Genomic DNA, 23,740 nt, shown 5'->3' on the forward strand with positions numbered 1-23,740 from the left:
AAAATACATAATTAGAGACTGATCCCGCTATTTTGAAAACTGATTCAACGCGTGAAGTCTAGGTTTGGATTTCAATCGCAGCAGCGTACAAAGCACCCATAAAAAAGGCTGCCCTCAAGGCAGCCTTTTTTCATTTGAATCACAGATTAGATGTGCTCAAGGATCTTCAAGCAGCTCTCTTTAGCATCGCCAAATAGCATCTGCGTGTTCTCTTTGAAGAACAATGGGTTTTGTACACCCGCATAACCTGCGTTCATTGAACGCTTAAATACGATAACGTTACGTGCATTCCACACTTCCAATACAGGCATACCTGCGATTGGGCTATGTGGATCTTCCATCGCTGATGGGTTCACAGTATCGTTCGCACCAATTACCAACACAGTATCAGTCTGAGATAGATCGTCGTTGATCTCATCCATTTCCAATACGATGTCATAAGGTACTTTTGCTTCTGCAAGCAATACGTTCATGTGGCCAGGCAAACGACCTGCAACTGGGTGAATACCAAAGCGAACTTCAACACCAAGAGCACGTAGCTTTTCAGTGATTTCGTAAACAGGGTACTGGGCTTGTGCAACCGCCATACCATATCCAGGGGTGATCACCACTGAGCTAGAGTCTTTCAGCATTTCAGCTACTTCTTCCGCGCTGATTTCACGGTGCTCACCGTAATCTTCGTCAGAAGATGAGCTGCTGCCATCGGTACCAAAGCCACCAGCGATAACGCTGATAAATGAGCGGTTCATTGCCTTACACATGATGTAAGACAGAATTGCACCTGAAGAGCCCACCAATGCACCAGTCACGATCAATAGATCGTTTGATAGCATGAAACCTGCTGCTGCTGCTGCCCAACCTGAGTAGGAGTTCAGCATAGAAACAACCACTGGCATATCCGCACCACCAATGGATGCCACCAAATGATAGCCAAATACAAAGGCAATCAGGGTCATCACAATCAGTGGCCACAAAGCGCCATCAGCTTTCACAAAGTAAACCATCAATGCAAAAGAGGTAACCAACGCTAGCAAGTTCAACTTATGCTTGTGTGGTACGTTCAGTGGCGACGATGAAACCAAACCACGAAGCTTTGCAAACGCAACGATAGAGCCAGTGAAAGTAACCGCACCGATAAACACGCCCAAGAACACTTCAACCATGTGGATGACATGTTCAGCATGCGGTTGATCATGAAGCACTTCACAAACTTGGATTTGTGCGCGAGTCAATTCAGCTACATCAGCAAGCGTTTTGACGTTATCACAGGTCCACTGTGGCAAGAAGCTGTTGTAACCAACGAATACCGCCGCCAAACCAACGAAACTGTGAAGAATAGCAACGAGTTCTGGCATTTCGGTCATTTCTACACGTTTCGCGTAGAAAATACCGATCGCGGCACCGATCACCATGGCCAAAATAATCCAAGTCAAACCTGAAGTTTCTGGGCCAAAAATGGTCGCCACAAGAGCGATAGTCATACCGGTAATACCGTACCAGTTACCAGCACGAGCGGTATCTTGCTTGGACAAACCCGCCAAGCTCATAATGAAAAATAGCGCAGCAACAATATAAGCTGCTTGTACTAATTCTGCAGACATTTGTGCGACTCCTACTTGTCTTTACGGAACATTTCAAGCATGCGTTTGGTTACCGTAAAGCCACCAAAGATGTTGATGCTAGCAATCAGAACCGCAATAAATGCCAATACTGAAACCGCAGTGTTGCCTTGCCCAATCTGTAGCAATGCACCCACAACGATAATCCCTGAAATGGCGTTGGTTACTGACATCAAAGGCGTATGAAGCGCATGTGATACGTTCCAAACCACGTAGTAGCCGACCACACAAGCCAGTACAAAAACAGTGAAGTGCGCTAGGAATGCTGGTGGCGCAACGCAAGCAATGCCCGCAAATGCTGCAACACCGACAGCCATACCAATCACTTTATTGATTGGCGACGCTGGTTTCTCTTCCGCTTTAACAACAGGCGCTGCTGCCGCTTTTGGCGCAGCTTGTGCAGAAACTTGAATTGCTGGCGCAGGCCAAGTCAATTCACCTTCTTTCACCACAGTCACACCGCGAAGCACAACGTCTTCAAAATCGATGTTGATGTTGCCATCTTTCTCTTTGCAAAGCAGCTTCAGCAAGTTCACGAGGTTTGTCGCGTATAGCTGAGAAGATTGAGTAGGAAGACGACCCACCATATCGGTATAACCAACAACTTTGACGCCATTGGCTGTGGTAATCACTTGATCCGCTACGGTGTACTCACAGTTACCGCCATTGGCAGCTGCAAGGTCAACGATCACGCTACCCGCCTTCATGCTATCCACCATTTCTTTGGTGATAAGCTTCGGTGCAGGGCGACCTGGGATCAATGCTGTAGTGATGATGATATCAACATCTTTTGCTTGCGCTGCATAAAGCTCCGCCGCTTTTTTGTTGAAGTCATCAGACATCTCTTTGGCGTAACCATCACCTGAGCCACTTTGTTCCTCAAAATCAACTTCAAGGAATTCTGCACCCATAGATTGCACTTGCTCTTTAACTTCTGGACGAACGTCAAAAGCACGGACAATCGCGCCAAGGCTACCAGCAGCGCCGATTGCAGCAAGACCTGCAACACCGGCACCAGCAACCAATACTTTCGCTGGTGGCACTTTACCTGCAGCGGTGATTTGACCGGTGAAGAAGCGACCAAACTCATGTGCAGCTTCAACAACCGCACGATAACCCGCGATATTCGCCATTGAGCTCAATGCATCAAGCGCTTGCGCACGAGAGATACGCGGAACCGCATCCATCGCCATGACGTTGATCTTCTTAGCGGTTAGCTTGTCAAGAAGCTCTTTGTTTTGTGCAGGCCAGATAAAGCTAACAAGGCTTGCGCCTTCTTTGATTTTGCCAATCTCTTCATCTGTTGGTGCATTCACCTTCAAAATCAGATCTGATTGCCAAATCTCATCAACACTTGCGACTGTCGCGCCAGCCTCTTGATACGCAGCATCATCAAAGCTCGCTAGAATACCAGCGTTGCTTTCAACAGCTACGGTGAAACCTAGTTTCAATAACTGCTCAACCGACTTGGGCGTAGCAGCGACTCGCGTTTCACCTGCGAGTAACTCTTTTGGCACACCAATTTGCATATATAGTCCCTGTAATTGGCATCATAAAGTAAATCGTTTGTAACGAACCTACCTCGCAATATCAAGGTTTTGTCGTAAAAAACCGAAACACATGACGAGATACTGCTCAGTTACCAGAATTGTCACCGATATTTTGAAAAAAAAGAACAAAAACCACGCTGAGCAGAGGTCAGACCAAGGTTGCAGTGCTCTTTGTCCGATCTCCGAACTTTTCGATGATTTTTGCAACATAAAGCTGCGACTTAATCGGTATTTTTTCGGCCGTCTATACTTCTTAGGCGGCCGTTCACTTTACCTTTTTTTGCATGAGAATTTATCTCATTAGCGATGTAACGTGACGATTGTCATACAAAAAAAGGAAAATTCACTGGTTAAAAATTCGGCCTGAATTCTGATCGATATAGAGCTTTGCCTTTTTAATCATGAGCTCGTTAGCAGATTCAGCGGTTGGTAATAGATCTGAGCGAATAAAATGGTGAGTTTGACAAGGCTCAGCGGCAGCATCACAAATTCTGCCTGAAATACGAAATTGACCTTGTTCTGCTTTTGCTTCCGAAAAAATATACAACTCACGATATTGAATGGGTTCAACCTGCGCCCTTGGTTTAACCGACTTTCGGCAACCAAATAATGATGAGAAAAATCCCATAAATCCCCCGTAAATAAAATCCATACTAACCGAGCCATAAAAGAATGCAATTTCGCTGTGCTGTATTTTTTATGCCGTCATAATGTGCTGACGCTCAAAGAAAAATCGTAATTAACGCGTGATTACTCATTTGTGTTTTATTCAACTCGCAGCCAACTGTTATTTTTCTATTCGACCTTCACAATACTTGTAGACTTGATGCCCCATTTGCCCTTTGTTTATGAACTAGGCTCAACGCTGTGTTTCGATTTTTTACACATTTCTTACTTTCACTACGCTATTTTGTACTGCTGTTACTCTTAGCGGGCTGTCAAAACACCCCAAGCAATTCATCAGATTTAGCCGTTGAAATTAACCCTGAACTTAAACAACTCAACGCGATGATTCGTGGCATTGACCAAGGCTATTATGGGCAAATTGATAGTGTCTTGGTGGTCAATCGCCAGCGTGTGGTGGTTGAACATTATTTTGGTCAACAGCAGCGACACAACCTCCACCCTATTGCGGGCATTACCCATAGCGTTACAGCATTACTGCTGGGAATTGCCATTGAGCAGGGGCATATTAATAGCGTCAATGACCCCATTTCACTTTATCTTCCTGAGTATCAACACTTGCTCGTAGACGGGCGAGAGCGCATCACCATTCATGATCTGCTGATCATGGGCGCGGGGTTAGATTGGTATGAAATTAGCCCGCATCCCACCACCAAAATCAATGATCACCAACTGCAGCGTGACAGTGACGATTGCATTGCCTACGTGCTCAGTCAGCCCTTTAATCAAGCCACACGTGGCCAATTTAAATACAGTACAGGCTTTATTACTGTACTCGGGGTGATCATTGAAAATGCCACTGGTGAGTCATTGCCAGACTATGCCAATCGCGTTCTCTTTGCGCCCATGGGCATCTATCACGTCGGTTGGGGCTATCTGCCCGATGGTAAAATCAATGCCGCGACAGGGCTTGGACTGCGCCCTATGGATATCGCAAAGCTGGGTGAGCTAATGCAGCAAAAAGGCCTATGGAACGACCAAAGCTTGGTTTCGCCCTACTGGATTGAGCAAACCTTGTCTTCACATATCGTCTCGCCTTGGGGATCTGATTTTGGCTATGGCTGGTGGAGCTTGGTCATGCCCTACCAAGAGAGTTATTTACGCATTGAGCAAGCTGCTGGTGCCTTTGGCCAGCGTCTGTATCTATTGCCCGATCTCGAAACTGTTATTGTCTTTACTGGCTCCAATTCACAAGAGCAGGGTGAAAGCCTCACCCATGCCATCACGACTTATGTGATCCCGCAGTTCTATCATCATAGCAATGAGCCACTTGCAATTTTTTAGCCATAGACATACCGCTCATCGCTAATAAAAAAGGCGCATAAGCGCCTTTTTTATTTCAAAGTTCGATTCTATGACCGTATCAGTACCTTCGTTCAATACCACTACACTTCTGCGACCACGTAGCAATTACGGCCTTGGTGTTTGGCTTGATAAAGCACCTTATCGACTATTTGGTAGATGTGATTGGCTTTTTCAAGCCCAGTGGGCAACCAAGAGACTGAGCCAAAACTTGCCGTCACAATGGGCGCTGTAGGCGAGCGTTTATGCTCAATGGCAAGCGTACGAATTTGCCGTTGTAATCGCTCACACTCTTGCTGTGAGCGCTCATCGTCGCAGTTACTGAGTACCACCACAAACTCTTCGCCGCCGTAACGCGCCACCAACTCACCCGAACGGTGATAGAGGCTTTGCAGCGCCTGCGCCACATGCACCAAACATTGGTCACCTTTCAAATGGCCATAGTGGTCGTTAAAGATCTTAAAGTGGTCGATATCGAGCATCATCACAGTAAGCGGTAAGCCATTACGGCCGTGCCACGCAATTTGTGAGGTTAAAAATTCATCTAAATAGCGACGATTGGCAATGCCAGTTAGGCCATCTTCATTGACCTTTTTCTCGAGCTGCTGATTAGCCGCTTCCAGCTGAACTGAAGCATCAATCAAGCGATGACGCATCTTGGCAATGCGCTGCATTGCGTGAATTTTAGCGCCCAATACAATCTTATTGACGGGTTTCACCAAATAATCGTCCCCACCATTTTCAATGGCTTTCGCGATCATCTCGGGCTCATCGTGCGAACTTAAAAAGACAATGGGAATCCACTCTTGGAAACGTTCACGGATCTCACGTGCGACTTCATAACCATCCATGTTTGGCATGGAAATATCTAGAATCACTAAATCGGGATCAAAATGTTGGTATTGCGCCAGCGCCTCTTCACCCGACTGAACCGCAAGCACCTGATGCTGAAGATTTTTCAGCCGCATCTCAAGATTCACACGCTCTAAATGCACATCATCTACTAAGAGTATTTTCATCGCATCCATTTCAATTCACCCGCCGCCTATTTGTTTAAAAAGTAGCACAGGCGGAATAATCCCTCTAATTTCATTATGAAATCTGTTATTTAGCTGGCGACATAAGCAAGCTACAATAGAGAAACTTTTAACCCTGTGTTGATGGGCCGCATCAACGCAAGCCATATGATAAGAATGTTATGAGCGATAAGATTGAAACTGAAACCGTGAAACTGGAAGAGCTAGCGAAAGAGCTTCGCCAAGTGATCGACTTTGAAGGCCTACACCCAGAACTGATTCCTGTCGTTGCTTCAATTCACGAAGCTAATGCAGAAGACACAAAACTACTGTGGGAATCGCTACCACAAAGCGCTCAATTGATTCTCGACAACTTTGACCAATTCCACGCACTCATCGCTTTCGCGCAAGGCGTGTCTAGCATTGAAGTGATTCAAGAACTGCAAAAGGTTGACTTCCCAGAAGATATGGACGAGCAAGCACGCAGTGATTACCGCGATGATATTCTCAGCCGTTCACTTCATGCATCTGCAAAAGATCTGTGCAAACAGCTGAAAAAAGCACGTTTAAAACCAGAAATGAAGCGTGAATTCCGCAAAATCTTTGCTTAATTCGATGCTTTACAGCCAGTCAAATAACGCAGCAAAGTCTGCGTTTTTTTGTATTTAGATTTTCATGACTCAAGATCTGAACATTCAAGCACATTGTTATTCATCACGCTTTGGCGCGAATAAATTGAGTGACAATCTTCGCCAGCAAATTTGAAGCATAAAAAAAGCCGAGCAAACGCTCGGCTTTTTCAAATCATCACAATGAATTAGTTTTCAAAGCGTGGTTTACCACGATGGCCTTGGCCACCTTGACCGCCTTCGCCACGGTTACGCTCGAAACGACGTTGTGGACGACGACCATCATGGTTGCTACCACGATCGCGATCACCACGGAAACCGCCGCGCTCACCACCGCGATCGCCACGGAAGCCACCGCGCTCGCCACGATCATCGTTACGACGAGGGCGGAATTCGCGCATTGGTGCATCTTCAACCACTTGTGCATTCACATCTTGTTGACGGATACGTAGTTTACGTAGCTGGCTTGCCACTTCTTTTGGCATCTCTTTAGGAAGCTGAACAAAAGTGTGTGCAGGCGCTAGTTTAATGGCACCGATGCAATGTTTGTCGAGGCCAAGCTCATTGGCAATCGCACCAACGATGTCTTTAACTTGAACACCTTGCTCACGACCCACTTGCAACTTGTAAGTTTCCCAGTCGATGTTTGCTTGACGACGCTCGCCACGATCACGACGGTCACCGCGTTCGCCACGCTCACCGCGATCATCACGACGACGACGACCTTTATCACGCTCAAGCGCTGCGATCATTGGATCTGGGCCGCTGTAGAATAGTGGACGTTGACCTTGCTGACCTTTCAATAGAATCGCAGCTAGTGTCACTGCGTCTACTTCAACGCTTTCTTGAAGTTTGGCAACAAGACCTAGATAAGCTTCTAGACGCTCGTCATCTTTCTTCTCGATCAATTCAGCTGCAAGACGGTTCAAACGCGCTTCAGCAACTTGGTCGCGAAGTGGCAATTGAATTTCTTGCATGTTGGTGCGAGTCACGCGCTCGATGGTGCGAAGCATGCGGATTTGGTTGGTGCGAACCAACAAAATCGCTTTACCTTGGCGACCAGCACGGCCAGTACGGCCGATACGGTGGATGTATGACTCAACATCAAATGGAATGTCGTAGTTAAATACGTGTGTGATACGTGGCACATCAAGACCACGCGCAACAACGTCAGTCGCAACAAGAATATCAATCACACCGCGTTTGATGTGATCAACCGTGCGCTCACGTAGAGACTGAGGAATATCACCGTGTAGTGCTGCAGCTTTAAAGCCACGTGCACATAGCCAATCTGCTAGACGCTCAGTATCTTGGCGGGTACGAACGAATACGATAGACGCATCAGTTTCTTCAGTTTCAAGTAGACGAATCATCGCTTCGTCTTTCTCAACACCTTTTACAACCCAGAATTGTTGTTCAACTTTCGCAACGGTGCGGTTTTCACCAGCAACGTCGATGCGTGCAGGTTCACGCAAGAAGCGATCAACAATCTCTTTTACCATTGGTGGCATGGTTGCTGAGAATAGAACACGCTGCGCTGTTTCAGGCGCTTGTTCCATGATCCAAGTTACGTCATCAACGAAGCCCATTTTTAGCATTTCGTCTGCTTCATCAAGAATGAAGGTATGCACTTCATCAAGATGTAGACGATCACGCGTCAATAGGTCTTTCACACGGCCAGGGGTACCCACGATAATGTGCGCACCGTTACGAAGTGCACGCATTTGATCAACGATAGAAGCACCACCGTAGATCTCAAGCACTTTCAGGCCTTGAATGTTTTGACCTAGGGTCTTCATTTCAGCTGCAACCTGAATTGCAAGCTCACGAGTTGGTGCCATCACGATGGCTTGAGGCTTGTTCTGGCGAAGATCAAGTTTGTTCAAAAGCGGTAGAGAGAAAGCCGCAGTTTTACCGGTACCGGTTTGCGCTTTGCCCAGCGCATCAACGCCAGTTAATAATTGTGGAATCGCCGCTGCCTGAATAGGCGTTGGCGCAGTAAAGCCCATGCTGTCTAGTGCGGTCAGAAGCGGAGTAGCCAATTCTAGTTGGCTAAATTGTGTCACTGATTCTTGCATCGAGTTCCCAATTTGTTAGTCATTATTTACAGGGCCTTCTCGCGGTTCACTCGCGCTCAACAGATGCAAAGACACACATCACCACAGCTCAGGCCAAATTAGCGGGGCATTCTGCGCCATTTCTAGATAAAAATCTAGAAAAAGTTGAGAAAGTTCACATTTTTTTATTTGATTTCTTGAGTTGTTAAAATTGCGGCACGTTGTTTGATCGCACTTTTGTGTATTCTTTATTCAAAATTGTGACAATCTCGTAAGTGTGCGGGGCAACAATCCCTTTGGCTCACTTGGTTTTATCAGGTGAAATCCGTATAGTGTGACCGATTTTTCGTCGCAATCGGATTCTACATGTTTCAAGACAACCCCCTACTGGCTCAACTAAAACAACAAATCGTTGAAAATATTCCTAAAAAGGAAGGAACCATCAAAGCAACTGAGCGTGGTTTCGGCTTTTTAGAGCTCGACGATAAGAAAAACAGCAGCATCTTTATTCCACCACCGATGATGAAAAAAGTGATTCATGGTGACAAAGTCAGCGCGCTGATTCGTACCGATAAAGACAAAGAGTCTGCTGAGCCAGAGAGTCTGATTGAAGCGGCACTGACCCGTTTCGTAGGTCGCGTGAAATTGATCAAAGGTCGCCTCAATGTGGTACCTGATCATCCACAAATTAACAATCTCCTTCGTGCCAATTGCAAAAAAGGGCTGGATCCAGAAACCCTAAAAGAAGGTGATTGGGTCGTTGCACGTCTGACTCAGCACGCACTCACCAATGACAAAGGCTTTTTGTGCCGTATTGAAGAGAAGATTGCCTCTGACGGCGATAAAATCGTGCCTTGGTGGGTTACTCTTGCCAAACACGAACTGCCAAACCAAGAGCCACAAATTGAGCGCGATTGGCAACTGCTTAATGCCGACGAAGCACGTGAAGATTTAACAGCACTGCCATTTATTACCATTGATGGTGAGTCCACCAAAGATATGGACGATGCGCTGCACACTGTAGCGAACGAAGACGGTAGCTTTACCCTCACCGTTGCCATTGCTGATCCAACCGCTTATGTCGCACCTGATGATGAGGTTGACGCGCTGGCTAAAGAGCGCAGCTTTACCATCTACTTGCCTGGCCGCAATATTCCAATGCTACCGCGTGAGCTAAGCGATGAGCTTTGTTCACTGGTTGAAGGCGAAAAACGTCCAAGCCTTTGCTGTCGCATGACCATCACCGCTGATGGCACCATCCTTGATGACGCGACTTTCTTTAGCGCATGGATCTGCTCACAAGGCCGTTTAAGCTACGACAATGTGTCAGATTATCTTGAACAAAAAGAAGGTGCTTGGCAGCCAAATGAAGTGATTGCAGCGCAAATTGCAGCACTAAAAGACTGCGCCATGGCGCGTGCTAACTGGCGCCAACAACATGCCGTAACCTTCCCAGATCGCCCAGATTATCGCTTTGAGCTAGATGACGACAGCGCTGTGGTTGCGATTCATATCGAGCACCGCCGCATCGCCAACCGTATGGTTGAAGAGTCAATGATCAGCGCCAACATCTGTGCTGGTCGCATGCTTGCCAAACACTTTGGCGCCGGTGTGTTTAATACGCACGCAGGTTTTGCGCCAGAGAAAATGGACGAAATCATGAGTGTGATGGCAGAAGCGGAAGCCCCATTTGAGCGCGAGCAGCTCACCACTGTGGAAGGCTTTAGCGCCCTACGCCGCTGGATGAACGAGCAGCCCACCACCTATTGGGATAACCGCCTACGTAAATTGCAGTCTTACAGCGAAATTGGCCACGAGCCGTTGCCACATTACGCTATGGGTTTACCACTTTACGCGACTTGGACCTCTCCAATTCGTAAATATGGCGACATGATCAACCATCGCATGCTCAAAGGCGCAATTTCTGGCCAAGCGCCAGTGCAAATGGCGCAAGAAGGTGTGGGTGAAAGTCTGATGCTACATCGCCGTGCCCATAAAATGGCTGAGCGTGATTGTTCTGATTGGCTTTATATTGAACTGCTGACCCCTGATTTGGGCACAGATAAAACCTACCGCGCAGAAGTATTTGATATCAGCCGCGGCGGTATGCGCGTACGCTTACTTGAAAACGGCGCGGCTGCCTTTATCCCTGCACCGCTGATTCTCGCGAACAAAGAGCGTCTTGAGTGTAACGGCGACAAAGGCACCATCTGTATTGATGGCGTGGTTGAGTTCAAACTCGGTGATGAAATTGAAGTGTCACTGGCAGAGCTCAAGCCTGCGACCCGCAGCATCATCATGAAGCCAACCAAGTTGTTTGAAGATCTGCCAGCGCAAACTGAAGGCGCAGCAGATACGAAAGCAACAGTGATTGACTCTGAAACAACGAATACAGAAGCAAAAAGCGCGGAATAAATTCACCGCTTTTCTCAAAGCTACTGTCCATAGTCTGAATTAAAACAAAGCGCCTAGTGCTAAACACTGGGCGCTTTTTCTTTGCCCAAACCTGGCAATGATTAACCCACCCAATAGAACAACTCACTTATTTTTCAGTGAGAACTCCCATAAGCCATCAGACTGCCAGACGAATAAAGCGAGCAGGCTCACTGAGATTTAAACTCAACACAAATTATTTCAGTCCGAAATGCGCGATAAGCAACGACATGCATGAAGATTTATGAGGGTGTTCGCGCTAGATTGTAAAATCTCTAAGCTAGTTAAAACAAAACAGCATCCCATATACTTTTACATTTTGAGGTAGTTAATGAGAAAAATATTTTCTTATGTACTCTCGTCATTTTTGTTAGTGCTATCCTTCAACGCCAATGCATATTTCAAATTGCGAGGTGATGCTTGGAATTTCTTCAATGAAGGAGAGAAAATTGTTTATATCAATGGTTTGATGGATGGATTGTATTTTCTAAATGATAAAACGAAAAATAACTTTATCGTCGAGGGTGTAAGCTACAAGGTCTATATCCAGAAGCTAAATCAATTCTATCTAGCACCAGAGAATAAAGCGCTACCAATTATTCTAGGCGTTGAGTATATTACCGCCGAACTTAGAGGCGCATCCCAAGAGTCTCTAGATGCAAAAATAAATGAAATGAGGAAAGTTTTTCCAATTAAATCGTAGTTGGAATCAAATATGGAGAATAAAATGAAAGACCCAGATATTGAAATTCGCAAATGGAAATTAGAGCGAGAAAAGGGATGTCTTCTATTTGTACTTCAATTTTCTATCCCAGCGCTCATTGGTATAATCTTAGCAAAAGCTATAGAACCACTACTGTCACCAGATAAAACATGGGGTTGGCTACAAACTAACGATTTACTTTTAAGTTTATTCGGCGGGTCAGTCTTCGTTTTCCCAGTGAGTTATGCGATTTGGTGGTGGCGCGAAAGAAAATATAAACGTCATATGGCAAGCATTGAACGACGTACTTAGGTCTCATCAATCATATAAATGGCCAAAATGACTATCAATATACCTCTCTTTGCTCGTTTTGGCCTACTAAGGAACATCACCTAATAATGTACTCCTCTCAAATTTAAGCAATATCAACCATTTGTCACAAGTGCTTTTTGTGGCAATGATTTCAATTCATTTAAAGAAACGTAGCTCGCACATTTAGATTTTGATAATTTCATTCTAACTCTACTAAATGTTAAGGATAACTTAATGAATCAAATTTATCGTATATCTTTACTACTCATTTTTTCTTTCCTTCCAATTAGCTATGCTTCTGCAGAATGGTTTGTTCAGCGAGGCGGAGTGAATGGTGAATATTTTTCTATGCATCATCCACACTCGAGGATAGCGCAAGCACTACTCGTTCAAATCACATCACCAAACTGCAAAAAATTTATGTTAGGTGTCGGCCAGTCAATGGCTGTCGAACAAGACTTTACTAATTCGATTAATTGTAGTGCTAAAATAGATGGTTCAACCATTTACAATGGCACATGTATAGTTGTTGGTATCGCTAACGATGATATGGTTACAATTGTAACCTCTCCAAAAAAGAACGAACTGATTTCTGTTTCAAACAATAAAATCGTTAACGGTGTAAAATTAGTTACTTTTTCATTTAATGACGCTGATTTTAACTACGATGCAAAATCATTTAAAAAAGAGTTAAACGATCTCTCCCAAACCTGTTCAACCTCAAAGTAACTGAATATCCTATTTCTAATTGCAACTCTATTATTCAGTTGAAGCATATTAATAAAAAAGCCACCAGAGGTGGCTTTTTCAATTTGGACTCGATGTGAATGATCAACACACCATCAGTCGACGCGGGTGATCCCCCAAGGGAGCTCACGACGGCGGCGCTTTTTGGCTTTTTTGATACGCGCCATCATCCATACCAAAATCAAGGCACCAGCCAATAAGGTCAAAAGGGCAGGATCAATATTCGCAAACCAGTCCGCAATATCTGTCCAAAGCGCATTTGCTTCCGATTCAAGCTTTTCTATTTCCATTCTCATTTCTCATGGGTAACGCTTAGCTTCATTACACCCTAAGCCATCACCTTATGACTATGATCAGGACGACAAACAAGCTAAGCAGTCACATTATTTTCCTGAGATTTGCAACAAAGCTAACAAAAGCGTGACGAATGAAAACTGCGCTGCACTATAAGCCCTTAGCCCATCACGATATTGGGCTTTTGCTCGATATGAAAACTCTCGGCTGTGTGCTGGTAATAGCAGCACAGGGGCTGACCCGGATCATTTTCGAGCATCGCTTCTCGGCAATAGCGCATCCCCAGTTTTTGCATCACGCGACCTGAAGCCACATTTTCCTTTAAATGGCACGCCGTGATATGGCCAATGCTCAAGCGCGTAAAGGCATAATAAAGCAATGCCTGCGCGGCTTCTGTGCAAAAACCTTCGCCCCAAAAAGGGCTGCCAATCCAATAGCCGAGCTCCGGCCATGTTTGTTGCAATCCCTCAAGGCCAATGGCACCAATGAGAATACCAGTTTGCAAATGCGTAATGGCATAGACGCAGGAGTTATTCGCATGCTGCTGCATAGAATCAAGCCAATTTTCCGCATCCGATGTTGCATAGGGGTGCGGAATATTACGCGTCATTTGGCTCACCTGTGGATCGTCTGCCAGGCGGACGATATCGAAAATATCGGTCTCAGCAAAAGGTCTTAAACACAGTCGCTGGGTGTGTATATGTGGGCGATTCATGGCGCGGACTCCTACCTTAGTTGTTGTTCTAATTATTTTTTATTGAAGTTCTATGAGTTATTTTCGTGCTTGTTTGGCTCGGTTTGTTCTATCGTTGTTTGCCCTGCTGTTGCTTGCTCGGTAGTCATTTGCGCTGACCTTTGTTCTATGGCGCTTTGCGCAGACACATCATCCGCCGCATCGCTCTGGTTCGTCACAGGTCCCCAGCCATTGCGTTTTTCACGGGTCCACTCACTTAGCATCAAAAAAGCAAAAAATACTGCCGCCACAGCAAACCAGTAGAAAAACATTTGAATGGCTGGCATCAAATCACCCCATTGGGTGATATCGATGGCGTGATACCAAAACAACCCAGTGGAGATCAAAGGTACCAGCATTAAGCTGATGTAGCTTGCTAACATGCCCAAAAAGCAGAGATATAACAGCCAAGCCCAGCCACGCTTGGCCGGATCATAGCCAATAAAGCCCATGCAAAATTGCAACGACAGAATCAACATGCCCAATTGAAATATCGACCAAAGCATTGCCGCGCCAACTGCAAGCCATTGCATAACAATCATCCATGAAATTAAATTTAATCTAAAATATCATCAACTTATGTGATATTTCAATCTAATCCCATCTCATTAATTCGTCGTGCAATCAAGCGGCTACATTCCTCTTTAAGCAAGGTACGTAGCCATTCTTGCGCAGGAGAGTGCTCGCTACGAGGATGCCAAATCATGGAATAATCAAAGGAGGTAAATTTGAACGGCAACGCTTTAACCACCAGATCGTAACGCTCCGCGACAAGATAGGCTAAATCTGCCGGCACCGTGATAATCAAAGGCAGCGTATCGACAATCGCCAAAGCCGCTTCTAAATGATAAGCACGCAACACCATTTTTCTTGGCGGCATATCCACCAGCGCTTGTTCAATCAATGCGCGCACCCCATCACTGATGGCGATCATCGCATGGGGGTAATGCAGGTAATCATCGAGGCTAATGTCACTGCCTGCCAATGGATGATGTTTAGAGAGCATGCAAAGCACCCCCACCCGCCCTAGCACCTCACTGCGCAGCGGCTCCACCGCGCCAATGGGGCGACAAATGGCTAAATCCGCACCATCGTAAATGAGCTGCTCGGTTAATCGGCCATATTGCAGCGGCAAAAAATCCAAACTGACCTGCGGCGCTTCTTGGTAAATTCGAGGCAGCGCAAAGGGCAAAATGGTTTGCATCGCATAATCTGTGGTCGCGATGGTAAAGGTTTGGTTGCAGCGTGTGGGATCAAATTCAGTGGGCGACAGTAACTGTCGCATCGCATCTAAGGGGGCAGAAAAAGATTGATTGAGCTCAAGCGCACGATCGGTTGGGATCAACCGCTGGCCTTGACGAGTAAAGAGCGGATCATCAAGTAAATCACGCAATCGCCCCAATACACGGCTCATGGCGGACTGACTTAAATTCAGACGCGTCGCAGCTTTACTGACGCTCTGTTCTTCCATCAGCACGCGCAGTGCAACCAATAAATTTAGATCGCGGCGGTAAATATCTTCTAATTCCATAATGGCCCCTTGCCTCTCGCCTGATCAGTGTACTTCACCCACCCGCTTGAAATCTCGATTTTACGCAGCACGCTTTATTGATTTCACAAAAAAGCGCCACATGGGCGCTTTTCTCATCTTGTTGGCTAATATCTTGTCATATCACCAGCATAGAAACCAATTAAAGAGCAGATTCAACCATCACACATTGGCGATATTGTGGCTGCCACTTGCCTTGATCGTTTAGGGTATCCACAAAGCCTTCTTTCCCCTTGCTCTGCCAGCTCAAAGAGATACCATCACTAAAACGCACACCCGAGCCAGACACAGCCTGAGGTAAGGTGTAGATTTGGCCATCAGGCAACATCACTTTGGCAAAGCTTAAGCTGCCATCAGACAAACCATAATATTTCACGGTGACCTGCGCATTGCCTTCACACTGATACACCACAGACTCGCCACCCGTGACGCTCAGCGGCGTATCGACAGTTGGCTCAAGTGGCTTCGCCGCGCAAGCCGACAAAGTTAGGGCGGCCGCAATACCGAGCATTGGAATCAATCGACGTTTCACAGTTATCTCTCTTTTTATCCTCGTATGCTTTGATTGTGCGCGCAATCGGCGTAATTGCAAACACCCATAGGCGATTGAAAGGATGCCACGCTGGCAAGTGCGCATGGCATCGATTCATTGACACTCACAATCAGGTGATACTACGAACAGTCTCAAACTATCCCACTTTAAAGAAGGCAAGCATCTGCTGCTGAGATTCTGACAAGCGCGATAAGTCATCGGAGGCTTGTGAGATTTGTCCCGAACTTTCCACGTTTTGATTCACTAAATTGGAAGTGCTTACTAAGTGATGAGAGATATCCGCACTGGTTGCCGCCTGCTCTTCGGAGGCTGACGCTACCATGGTATTTTGGTCAGAAATTTGCACCACGGCCTGCTGAATCACATCAAAAGAGGTTTTGAGCATCTGTTGGCACTGGGTATTTTGTTCAATCAGATTGATATTGCTTTGCATCGCGCTCTCAGCAACCTCAGATTGGTGCTGCAAATTCTGAATAATCTTGCCGATATCCACGGTCGCCGCTTGCGTTTTAGCCGCCAAGTTACGCACCTCATCAGCCACCACAGCAAATCCTCGGCCTTGTTCACCGGCGCGCGCCGCTTCAATGGCAGCATTGAGCGCTAGTAAGTTGGTTTGCTCTGAAACATCATTGATCAGCTGAATCACAGTACTGATCTCTTCGACATGACGACGCAGCGCTGTCATGATTGCGCCCGTTTCTTCAATCGAGTGCGTCATCTGGTCTGAAAGCTGATCCGATTGCGCCAACGTCTCATTGCCTTGCTGCACGTTTTCAATGGCATTTTGCGCCGCAGTTTCCGCTAAATCGGCGTTATGGCTAACCTCACTGGCCGTTGAGGCCATTTGCTGAGACGCAGCGGCAATTTGCTCAACGCGACTGAGCTCCTCTTGCGCATTTTGCATCGATTGAGTAGTGATCACGGCAAGCTCAATAGCCGCAGCAGAAACGCTACTGCTCATGGTGGTGAGCTCTCGCATGGTTTGACTGAGCTTTTCTGCCGATTGATTAAATTGCTGCGCCAATGTGCCAAGCTCATTACGACCTAAATCAGGCAAGCGCGTTTCTAAATCACCCTGAGACAAACAGGCAATCCCGTGCTGCACCTGTGAGAGCCCTTGAATCAAATGGCGAATAATCCAAAAAGCGATGCCAACCAGAAGCAGTGCCGTCAGCGCAGTTGCGATCAAGCCACCTTGCAAAGATTGACTCAGCGCTTGCTCACTTTGGCTAATACGCAGCGACGCCAACTCTTGCGCATGCGTCGCCAAGGCGGTAATGCTTTTAATCAGATGAACGCCATTATCAGAGTTCACCTGCATCCATTGTTCGCGCTGGGCAAGGGTGATTTTACCCTGATCGTATTGGTCAAAAATCTGCGGAGCAGCCTGAATGGTTTGGTAGTAGTTGTCACTTTGCTTTTGCACTTCACGAATCAGTTCAGGCTTTGGAAAATCAGCAAAGTCTTCTCTTAATTGCTGCTGCACGCCTTGATGCCAAGCTTTCAGCTTTTCAGCATAGGCTTGACGCTCGGATGTTGAATACACCGAGCGGAAATAATCCACACGAATTTGCCAAAGCTGATCATTCATCTGCGCACTTTGCATTGAATAATCATAATCTGCGCGCACTTTATAATTCAGGTCACCTTGCGTGACTTGTAAATAACTTAAAAGAATAACCACTAACGCCGTAAATCCAACAATAGAAATTGCAGCCATGCAAAATAATTGAGTTTTTACGGAGATGTTTCTGATTGTAATCATATGCCTCTCGCTCATTATTGTATTGTTATATTGATTAAGCTAATTGAGCGCGCATAAACATAATGGGAGACAAATCTCAGTTTCTATTTCACTGGTAACAAATTTGTAAATTGTGTGACCATGCATTATGAGCATCAATGCTGAACATACAATCGATGACAAGATGTTGCACATATTGCATTTTTCTTGTGACCCACACTGATTTCAATGCATAAAAAATCAGATACGCAATACAATTAATGCAAGGAAAATAGGTGCTAGAAGGAAGGGGCGCGGTTACATCAAAATAAACGAGAAATAAAAATGCGAGAAAACCGATATTTTTCTATATGAACTGCTCTAATTTATTTTTTAGTTGATATGTTTTTAGTCCGCTTATTTATTTCTTTTATGATGGCATCCATTTCATAATCATCAGATACAGGGAAAAGAAAAAAGACAGAATCAAGGTCACTTGCCACATGCCGTCATTATAAAACTGGGCTTGATTATCTGACCAAACACGTAAAGCCAGATTCGATAACTCACGAATTGCGCCAAAAACAATGACGGTACAAAGATAATATTTCATAAAGTCGAACAACAATCGCCCCAGCCATTTCAGTCTGTTCAGGCTTTTTGATTTTATCTGCGACCATCTCTCAACTGCCATGGATTATCCGCCTTGTTCTTGAATTTACAGTTTACCTAGTGATTTTCAGATTGAACGGCCGCTACACCACGCCAATCTTCTAAATCCAATTGCGGCGAAGCATGCCGATAGGTTTGATATTGCGCTATACCCAGCTTGTCTTCAAGAATATCTACGCGTACACCTTTCTCGCGCAGCATCGCTTCGTTGCCACTGGCATTGGTGATATCACCAACCACTACACGAGAAAATCCGCGCATATAAATGAGCGTGGCGCACACATCACAGGGACTCAAACTGGTATACAGGGTGGTTTGGCTAAAATCGATACGTCCCGCATCACGGATCGCAGCGGTTTCACCGTGGTTATAGGGGTGATTCTCTTGCACTAAGGTGTTATGCCCTTTGCCCACAATGCGTTTGCTGTGGTTATCAACTATCACAGCCCCAATGGGACAGCCGCCTTCCTCATGACTTTTTTTCGCAAGTAACACTGCAATACGCATAAAATCGGCATCGTTTAACGTCGCATATAAGCCTTTATCAATCAAACTGGAGAGGCTGGCCGTCGGCATATGTGCGATAGCATTGAGCAATGCGTCTGTAATCGGTGTTTGCGCTGAGCATAAGGCGGGAAATTCGTGGGACATAGTCGGGGCCATGATATTGATGATGAACTCAACATAGCTAGCCCCTATATTCACGGCAAGCCAGCATGCATCGATTTTCATCGATCGTCACAATTCATGCTGAAATCAGTGAAAGTGATAGACAATAAAAAACAGGACAACCGCTCAAGTATGAGCGCACTAAGTAAACAATCATTAAGCGACCAATCACTGAGCTTATCGCATTGTCCTATTGAGACGTGCCATTATGGCGTGATACGCACTTCGCCCGTGTTTGAGTTGTAATAAATTTGGTACTGCGGCAAAGTCACATAGGTATAGCGGCAATCATTTTGTCTTAAATATTCCGCGCGATAGCTTGCTTTTAAATCCTTTGCCACAGGCACATCCAGTGAGTCCAACACGGCGCGCCAAACATCTAAGCAATCATCTTGGCTATTGAGGGTTAAACTGACGCCGCGTGTATCCGCCGGATAGCCGTGTTCATTAACACTGAGATCGCCGCCTGCCAGCGGATCAGAGATGGGAATAAGGTTTTTCACCGCTTGACCATTACCGCGCATCTGCCAAATAAGGTGCACATGCTGAACCCCTGTTTTAAATGAAGCCGCTGTAGAATAAAACACCGAGGCTTTAGCTTCATCTTGCAAGCTGAGAAATTTAGCAGAGGCTGCGACCGCCAATATCGCTAAAATCACAATGACAACCACCAGCTCAACCAGCGTAAATCCGCGTTGCTTGCTCATGCGCTCTCCTTTTACCTCATTCATTACATCAAACATCCCTTATTCGATGCTATGCATCCTAACAAAACTAAGTGCATATAGGCACCCTTATCCTAACCGAACTCATCCTTACGTGGCTGATCACAAAGCATCGGTGTTCTCTATCATCTCGCCACAAAAAAGCCCAGCAGTGCTGGGCTTATCATTGGGGACTTGGGTCATCTTTGTTCAGCGATTATCGGTGATTGCTCAGCCTATGCTCAGCAGAGCCAATCAACATCAACACATCCACTTCGGCGCTTGATGTGTGTCCATCTTTAGGGTTACTGGATGATGCTGCTTCATAAAGCTGACATGCAAATCGAGCAGCTGCTCGCTTTGCTTTTGCCAATGCTGATCAGGTTGGCGCTGGCAATACTCCATCACTGCGACTATCAACATATCGAGTTTTTTGATGATCCAACGGCGCATATCCAAATCAAGATCAGTTTGACAAAGCAGACCTTGCAGCTTGCTATAGGCGAGTTGAAGATAACTAAACCCGCGCTCCACTTGACCATAAGCTTGATATTGCCGCATCAACGCCAAATTAGCCTCTAGCCAGTAGGCTAAGGACTCGCGGGCGCTGTCGTACTCAAAATCATCAAAGGCATCAACCGGCAGTTGGTTAACTAAATCCGCTAGTTGTTCAATAGCTTGCTTATCTAAGCCTCGCCATGCTTTCATCGCTTCTAGCCAAGTGTCTCGCTGCATTATGCTACTTCCATCTCCAGTTCAACGGCTTCACCATCCCAATGACGCACAAAGTGGTTTGCTTCACCCACTTGCGTATAGATCTGCTGCTTGATGGCGCTCAGGGCACGAATTTTATCGGCCTTCTCTGAGTATAGAGGCTCTGCATCCATCAGCTTGCTAAATGGTAAGTCAGGATCAGGCACTGCGGAGATCAGCAGCTTGGTGTAAGGATGCTGTGGATTGGTCAAAATCTCGCTGGTATCGCCCCACTCGACAATTTGACCGCGATACATCACTGCAGTTTCTTCGGCAATATAGTGCGCTGTCGCCAAATCATGGGTGATATATAAAAAGCCAATACCCATTTCTGACTTCATGCGCTGCATGAGATTCAATACCCCTAAGCGAATGGACACGTCGAGCATTGAGGTGGGTTCGTCAGCGAGAATGATTTTTGCGCCAACACCCAAGGCGCGCGCCAAATTCACCCGTTGACGCTGACCACCAGAAAGTTGGTGCGGATATTTGTTGAGATCGGAGGCTGGCAACTCAACCTTGGCCAGTAACTCAACCAATTTTTCCTCAATCTCGGCCTTATTATTGCCAATCTGATTGTGAATACGAAGCGGACGCGTCAGATGATGGCGAATGGTATGGGTCGGATTGAGCGAGCCAAAGGGGTCTTGAAACACCATTTGTACCTGACCTCGATATTCTCGCACATCTTTAGCGCGCTCAATTTCATCAATGTTTTTACCATGAAAGAGCACCTGACCTGTGGTCGCTGGATGCACCTTAGTGATCACCCGTGCAATGGTACTCTTACCACAACCCGACTCGCCCACAAGGGCTAGGGTACGCCCAGCATATAGATCGAAACTCACGTCATCTAATGCGCGAAATTTATCGACGCTACTAAAACCGCCACCAATGGTGAACTCTTTCACCACGTTTTGGACTGAAATTACGGGTGTTTCCTGACTCATGCTTGAACCTCCTCTTTCGCTTTATGGTGGCGAGCTTCATGAATATTCGGGAAGGATGCCCAAAGTTGCTGGGTGTATTCATGCTGTGGATTATTGCGAATGGCTTTTGAAGGACCTACTTCCACAATTTTGCCATGACGCATAATGGCAATGCGGTCACAAAGCTGAGTCATCAGTGCCAAATCATGGGTGATAAAGAGTACGGAGAAATCGAACTCTTTACGCAACTCAAAAATCTGCTGCAAAATTTCACGCTGCACCACCACATCCAGCGCGGTTGTGGGCTCATCCATAATGATCAAGTCTGGATTTAAGCTCAGTGCAATGGCGATCACCAAACGCTGACGCATCCCACCAGAAAATTGGTGTGGGTATTCATTTAAGCGGTCGCGCGGAATATTGACCAAATCGAGCAATTTTTCAGCGCGATCAACAGCGCGATCATCTTTCCAACCCAAATGGTGGCGCATCACATCACAAAATTGTTCTCGAATGGTCAATACCGGATTCAATGAGTTCATGGCGCTTTGGAACACCATGGCAATCTCTTTCCAACGAATGGCACGCATACCATCATCGGTCAGTTTTAATAGATCCCTGTCTTTAAACATAATTTGACCACCAGCAATCATTGCGGGCGGCTTATGCAAGCGGTTAATCGCAAAGGCGATGGTACTTTTACCGCAACCTGACTCACCGGCGAGACCAAATATTTCGCCTTTACCAATATCAAAGCTCACTGAATTGACCGCGCGAAAATCACCATCATCAATGATGTAATCGACACACAGGTCACGAATCTGAACCAAAGGATCAGAATGAAATGCATGTTCCATGCTTCTCTCCCATAAAAATATCTGAATGATTATGATTATCATTGGCGTTCTTTTGTAGCGAGAAAAAAGGAATTGGTGATCTTGGTCAAAATGTCAGCGCTAAATTCTCAGCAATAACGCATAAAAAGCACACTTTGACCTTCTGCGACATTTTCCATCAATAAAATCAACGGACTTCACTACACTGGAACAAGGGATTGGTGGACAGGAAGTCACAAATGAGAAGGATGGCAGCGCACTCGGTTCGCGAGTGGATAACCTTACTTTGCTCGCTCATCACGACTTACTTACTCATGGCTTCGCCACTTTTGGCCGATAATGCGATTGAACAAGCCGCTAAAAATCGCTATGAGCATCACCCGCCGCCACAGAAAATGACATTTGAGTCAGCCCCCAAGGAGCACTCGTCAAGCTTGCAACCGACCAGCGAAGGCAGCCAAATTTGGCAAGGGATCACCAGTTCTTTTGCCTTTGCGCCATTCAATGGCGAGCAAGACCATTGGCTTTCAGGATTTTCTGGCAATCTCGCGCTCAACTATCCATTAAGTGCGAGTTTGCTACCCACCCATCCCAATCAAGTAGCGCTCAGTGAGCGCGATACTAATGAAACCCTGACGCTCTCCATGAAATACCAATTTGCAGGCAACTGGTTTGTGGCGGGCACGCTTTATCACTATCTCAAAGGTGAGGCGCAGCAAGATTGGAATCCCGATTTTACCTATCTCTTTGGCTACGATGATTGGCGTCCCTACACCTTGAGTTTGGTCTATGCCAACTATGGTGGGAACCGCTTTCAAGCCACGGATGATTTGCCCGTCACCCGCTTTGATCAGGGCACTTGGTCCTTGGGCTGGAAATTTCCCATTGTTGAACCAGTGATCGATTGGTTAAAAGTCACCGATGAAAGCGCCATGGGCTGTCAAATCAACTACAACTACACCCGCAACTACTTTGACTTAGCCAGCCTCACAGAGAAACTCAATCATCAGACTGTGAGCCTTGGCTGTAAGTATGTGATCACTGGTAATTGGTATATGAACGCCACTGCGTTTTATTATTTGGACAAAACCCAACAGCAACCATGGAACCCAGATTTCACCTATGGTTTTGGTTATTTTGACTGGCGTCCAGGCACTTGGACGCTGCAATACAACAACTATTCTGGCAATCGCTGGAATGGCGAGCCAGCGGAGGACACTGGCGAATTTAAACATGGCAGCATCATGCTGGCGTACTCTTTTGCTTTTTAGCA

24 protein-coding genes are annotated in these 23,740 nt (G+C 46.0%); 7 read left to right on the forward strand and 17 right to left on the reverse strand.

Annotation, left to right across the window (positions count from 1 at the left end):
• Positions 1 to 146: 146 nt before the first annotated feature.
• The 3 genes from pntB to L9P36_RS15720 form a co-directional block, all read right to left on the reverse strand.
• Entirely contained in the window at positions 147 to 1,601 is a 1,455-nt protein-coding gene (gene pntB, locus L9P36_RS15710; RefSeq protein ID WP_237468574.1) for a Re/Si-specific NAD(P)(+) transhydrogenase subunit beta, read from the reverse strand.
• 11 nt (positions 1,602 to 1,612) lie between these two features.
• Positions 1,613 to 3,148 carry a Re/Si-specific NAD(P)(+) transhydrogenase subunit alpha gene (gene pntA / locus L9P36_RS15715; protein WP_237468575.1) on the reverse strand — a complete coding sequence of 512 codons (1,536 nt, stop codon included), beginning with the start codon at positions 3,146 to 3,148 and terminating at the stop codon, positions 1,613 to 1,615.
• A 364-nt stretch (positions 3,149 to 3,512) separates the two neighbouring features.
• The gene (locus L9P36_RS15720; RefSeq protein WP_435532787.1) at positions 3,513 to 3,821 is read right to left on the reverse strand and encodes an HlyU family transcriptional regulator; all 309 of its coding nucleotides are present in this window, start codon (positions 3,819 to 3,821) and stop codon (positions 3,513 to 3,515) included.
• 215 nt (positions 3,822 to 4,036) lie between these two features.
• Here L9P36_RS15720 and L9P36_RS15725 point away from each other — a divergent pair, with 215 nt between their 5' ends.
• Complete coding sequence (locus tag L9P36_RS15725) at positions 4,037 to 5,137, forward strand: serine hydrolase domain-containing protein (RefSeq protein ID WP_237468576.1); 1,101 nt, start codon at positions 4,037 to 4,039, stop codon at positions 5,135 to 5,137.
• A 101-nt stretch (positions 5,138 to 5,238) separates the two neighbouring features.
• On the opposite strand, the gene L9P36_RS15730 is transcribed toward L9P36_RS15725, so the two are convergent.
• Entirely contained in the window at positions 5,239 to 6,183 is a 945-nt protein-coding gene (locus L9P36_RS15730) for a diguanylate cyclase domain-containing protein (protein WP_237468577.1), read from the reverse strand.
• A 170-nt stretch (positions 6,184 to 6,353) separates the two neighbouring features.
• On the opposite strand from L9P36_RS15730, the gene L9P36_RS15735 reads away from it, so the two are divergent.
• The gene (locus L9P36_RS15735) at positions 6,354 to 6,782 is read left to right on the forward strand and encodes a DUF3069 domain-containing protein (RefSeq protein WP_237468578.1); all 429 of its coding nucleotides are present in this window, start codon (positions 6,354 to 6,356) and stop codon (positions 6,780 to 6,782) included.
• Between the two features lie 206 nt (positions 6,783 to 6,988).
• Here L9P36_RS15735 and L9P36_RS15740 read toward each other — a convergent pair whose 3' ends face one another.
• Positions 6,989 to 8,878, reverse strand: a complete 1,890-nt coding sequence (locus tag L9P36_RS15740; protein WP_237468579.1) for a DEAD/DEAH box helicase — start codon at positions 8,876 to 8,878, stop codon at positions 6,989 to 6,991.
• A 345-nt stretch (positions 8,879 to 9,223) separates the two neighbouring features.
• On the opposite strand from L9P36_RS15740, the gene L9P36_RS15745 reads away from it, so the two are divergent.
• From L9P36_RS15745 to L9P36_RS15760, 4 genes are all read left to right on the forward strand, one after another.
• A complete protein-coding gene (locus L9P36_RS15745; RefSeq protein ID WP_237468580.1) occupies positions 9,224 to 11,272 on the forward strand; it encodes an exoribonuclease II in 2,049 nt (682 codons plus the stop codon).
• A 349-nt stretch (positions 11,273 to 11,621) separates the two neighbouring features.
• Entirely contained in the window at positions 11,622 to 11,993 is a 372-nt protein-coding gene (locus tag L9P36_RS15750; RefSeq protein ID WP_237468581.1) for a hypothetical protein, read from the forward strand.
• A 24-nt stretch (positions 11,994 to 12,017) separates the two neighbouring features.
• Positions 12,018 to 12,305, forward strand: a complete 288-nt coding sequence (locus L9P36_RS15755) for a hypothetical protein (protein WP_237468582.1) — start codon at positions 12,018 to 12,020, stop codon at positions 12,303 to 12,305.
• A gap of 234 nt (positions 12,306 to 12,539) precedes the next feature.
• Entirely contained in the window at positions 12,540 to 13,034 is a 495-nt protein-coding gene (locus L9P36_RS15760; RefSeq protein ID WP_237468583.1) for a hypothetical protein, read from the forward strand.
• A gap of 113 nt (positions 13,035 to 13,147) precedes the next feature.
• Here the strand turns inward: L9P36_RS15760 and L9P36_RS15765 are convergent, their stop codons facing one another.
• From L9P36_RS15765 to L9P36_RS15820, 12 genes are all read right to left on the reverse strand, one after another.
• Positions 13,148 to 13,342, reverse strand: coding sequence for a hypothetical protein (locus tag L9P36_RS15765; RefSeq protein ID WP_237468584.1), 195 nt, complete (start codon positions 13,340 to 13,342; stop codon positions 13,148 to 13,150).
• Positions 13,343 to 13,506: 164 nt separating this feature from the next.
• Positions 13,507 to 14,061, reverse strand: coding sequence for a GNAT family N-acetyltransferase (locus tag L9P36_RS15770; protein WP_237468585.1), 555 nt, complete (start codon positions 14,059 to 14,061; stop codon positions 13,507 to 13,509).
• 50 nt (positions 14,062 to 14,111) lie between these two features.
• Positions 14,112 to 14,612, reverse strand: a complete 501-nt coding sequence (locus L9P36_RS15775) for a hypothetical protein (RefSeq protein ID WP_237468586.1) — start codon at positions 14,610 to 14,612, stop codon at positions 14,112 to 14,114.
• A 56-nt stretch (positions 14,613 to 14,668) separates the two neighbouring features.
• A complete protein-coding gene (locus L9P36_RS15780) occupies positions 14,669 to 15,610 on the reverse strand; it encodes a LysR family transcriptional regulator (protein ID WP_237468587.1) in 942 nt (313 codons plus the stop codon).
• Positions 15,611 to 15,770: 160 nt separating this feature from the next.
• Positions 15,771 to 16,160: an MliC family protein gene (locus tag L9P36_RS15785; protein WP_237468588.1), complete on the reverse strand. Its 390-nt coding sequence runs from the start codon at positions 16,158 to 16,160 to the stop codon at positions 15,771 to 15,773.
• 157 nt (positions 16,161 to 16,317) lie between these two features.
• Complete coding sequence (locus L9P36_RS15790) at positions 16,318 to 17,901, reverse strand: methyl-accepting chemotaxis protein (protein WP_237468589.1); 1,584 nt, start codon at positions 17,899 to 17,901, stop codon at positions 16,318 to 16,320.
• Positions 17,902 to 18,334: 433 nt separating this feature from the next.
• The gene (locus L9P36_RS15795) at positions 18,335 to 18,598 is read right to left on the reverse strand and encodes a hypothetical protein (protein WP_237468590.1); all 264 of its coding nucleotides are present in this window, start codon (positions 18,596 to 18,598) and stop codon (positions 18,335 to 18,337) included.
• Between the two features lie 35 nt (positions 18,599 to 18,633).
• Positions 18,634 to 19,227 (reverse strand): nucleoside deaminase, encoded by a 594-nt coding sequence (locus L9P36_RS15800; protein WP_237468591.1) that lies wholly within the window; start codon positions 19,225 to 19,227, stop codon positions 18,634 to 18,636.
• Between the two features lie 224 nt (positions 19,228 to 19,451).
• Positions 19,452 to 19,952: a prepilin-type N-terminal cleavage/methylation domain-containing protein gene (locus L9P36_RS16415; protein WP_290368714.1), complete on the reverse strand. Its 501-nt coding sequence runs from the start codon at positions 19,950 to 19,952 to the stop codon at positions 19,452 to 19,454.
• A 258-nt stretch (positions 19,953 to 20,210) separates the two neighbouring features.
• Positions 20,211 to 20,684, reverse strand: a complete 474-nt coding sequence (locus tag L9P36_RS15810; RefSeq protein ID WP_237468592.1) for a hypothetical protein — start codon at positions 20,682 to 20,684, stop codon at positions 20,211 to 20,213.
• The gene (locus L9P36_RS15815) at positions 20,684 to 21,652 is read right to left on the reverse strand and encodes an ABC transporter ATP-binding protein (RefSeq protein ID WP_237468593.1); all 969 of its coding nucleotides are present in this window, start codon (positions 21,650 to 21,652) and stop codon (positions 20,684 to 20,686) included. The genes L9P36_RS15810 and L9P36_RS15815 overlap by 1 nt, the downstream gene beginning before the upstream one ends.
• Positions 21,649 to 22,488, reverse strand: a complete 840-nt coding sequence (locus L9P36_RS15820; protein WP_435532788.1) for an ABC transporter ATP-binding protein — start codon at positions 22,486 to 22,488, stop codon at positions 21,649 to 21,651. The genes L9P36_RS15815 and L9P36_RS15820 overlap by 4 nt, the downstream gene beginning before the upstream one ends.
• A gap of 227 nt (positions 22,489 to 22,715) precedes the next feature.
• Between L9P36_RS15820 and L9P36_RS15825 the strand changes: the two genes are divergently transcribed.
• Positions 22,716 to 23,738 (forward strand): hypothetical protein, encoded by a 1,023-nt coding sequence (locus tag L9P36_RS15825; protein WP_237468595.1) that lies wholly within the window; start codon positions 22,716 to 22,718, stop codon positions 23,736 to 23,738.
• Positions 23,739 to 23,740: the final 2 nt, after the last annotated feature.

This window comes from Vibrio stylophorae, assembly GCF_921293875.1.
Lineage (GTDB): Bacteria > Pseudomonadota > Gammaproteobacteria > Enterobacterales > Vibrionaceae > Vibrio_A > Vibrio_A stylophorae.

Bases quoted from the DNA above. Each gene is read 5' to 3' on its own strand.
- pntB (WP_237468574.1), bottom strand. From the start codon at position 1,601: ATGTCTGCAGAATTAGTACAAGCAGCTTATATTGTTGCTGCGCTATTT.
- pntA (WP_237468575.1), bottom strand. From the start codon at position 3,148: ATGCAAATTGGTGTGCCAAAAGAGTTACTCGCAGGTGAAACGCGAGTC.
- L9P36_RS15720 (WP_435532787.1), bottom strand. From the start codon at position 3,821: ATGGATTTTATTTACGGGGGATTTATGGGATTTTTCTCATCATTATTT.
- L9P36_RS15730 (WP_237468577.1), bottom strand. From the start codon at position 6,183: ATGGATGCGATGAAAATACTCTTAGTAGATGATGTGCATTTAGAGCGT.
- L9P36_RS15735 (WP_237468578.1), top strand. From the start codon at position 6,354: ATGAGCGATAAGATTGAAACTGAAACCGTGAAACTGGAAGAGCTAGCG.
- L9P36_RS15740 (WP_237468579.1), bottom strand. From the start codon at position 8,878: ATGCAAGAATCAGTGACACAATTTAGCCAACTAGAATTGGCTACTCCG.
- L9P36_RS15745 (WP_237468580.1), top strand. From the start codon at position 9,224: ATGTTTCAAGACAACCCCCTACTGGCTCAACTAAAACAACAAATCGTT.
- L9P36_RS15750 (WP_237468581.1), top strand. From the start codon at position 11,622: ATGAGAAAAATATTTTCTTATGTACTCTCGTCATTTTTGTTAGTGCTA.
- L9P36_RS15755 (WP_237468582.1), top strand. From the start codon at position 12,018: ATGAAAGACCCAGATATTGAAATTCGCAAATGGAAATTAGAGCGAGAA.
- L9P36_RS15760 (WP_237468583.1), top strand. From the start codon at position 12,540: ATGAATCAAATTTATCGTATATCTTTACTACTCATTTTTTCTTTCCTT.
- L9P36_RS15765 (WP_237468584.1), bottom strand. From the start codon at position 13,342: ATGGAAATAGAAAAGCTTGAATCGGAAGCAAATGCGCTTTGGACAGAT.
- L9P36_RS15770 (WP_237468585.1), bottom strand. From the start codon at position 14,061: ATGAATCGCCCACATATACACACCCAGCGACTGTGTTTAAGACCTTTT.
- L9P36_RS15775 (WP_237468586.1), bottom strand. From the start codon at position 14,612: ATGCAATGGCTTGCAGTTGGCGCGGCAATGCTTTGGTCGATATTTCAA.
- L9P36_RS15780 (WP_237468587.1), bottom strand. From the start codon at position 15,610: ATGGAATTAGAAGATATTTACCGCCGCGATCTAAATTTATTGGTTGCA.
- L9P36_RS15790 (WP_237468589.1), bottom strand. From the start codon at position 17,901: ATGGCTGCAATTTCTATTGTTGGATTTACGGCGTTAGTGGTTATTCTT.
- L9P36_RS15795 (WP_237468590.1), bottom strand. From the start codon at position 18,598: ATGGCAGTTGAGAGATGGTCGCAGATAAAATCAAAAAGCCTGAACAGA.
- L9P36_RS15800 (WP_237468591.1), bottom strand. From the start codon at position 19,227: ATGTCCCACGAATTTCCCGCCTTATGCTCAGCGCAAACACCGATTACA.
- L9P36_RS16415 (WP_290368714.1), bottom strand. From the start codon at position 19,952: ATGAGCAAGCAACGCGGATTTACGCTGGTTGAGCTGGTGGTTGTCATT.
- L9P36_RS15810 (WP_237468592.1), bottom strand. From the start codon at position 20,684: ATGCAGCGAGACACTTGGCTAGAAGCGATGAAAGCATGGCGAGGCTTA.
- L9P36_RS15815 (WP_237468593.1), bottom strand. From the start codon at position 21,652: ATGAGTCAGGAAACACCCGTAATTTCAGTCCAAAACGTGGTGAAAGAG.
- L9P36_RS15820 (WP_435532788.1), bottom strand. From the start codon at position 22,488: ATGGAACATGCATTTCATTCTGATCCTTTGGTTCAGATTCGTGACCTG.
- L9P36_RS15825 (WP_237468595.1), top strand. From the start codon at position 22,716: ATGGCAGCGCACTCGGTTCGCGAGTGGATAACCTTACTTTGCTCGCTC.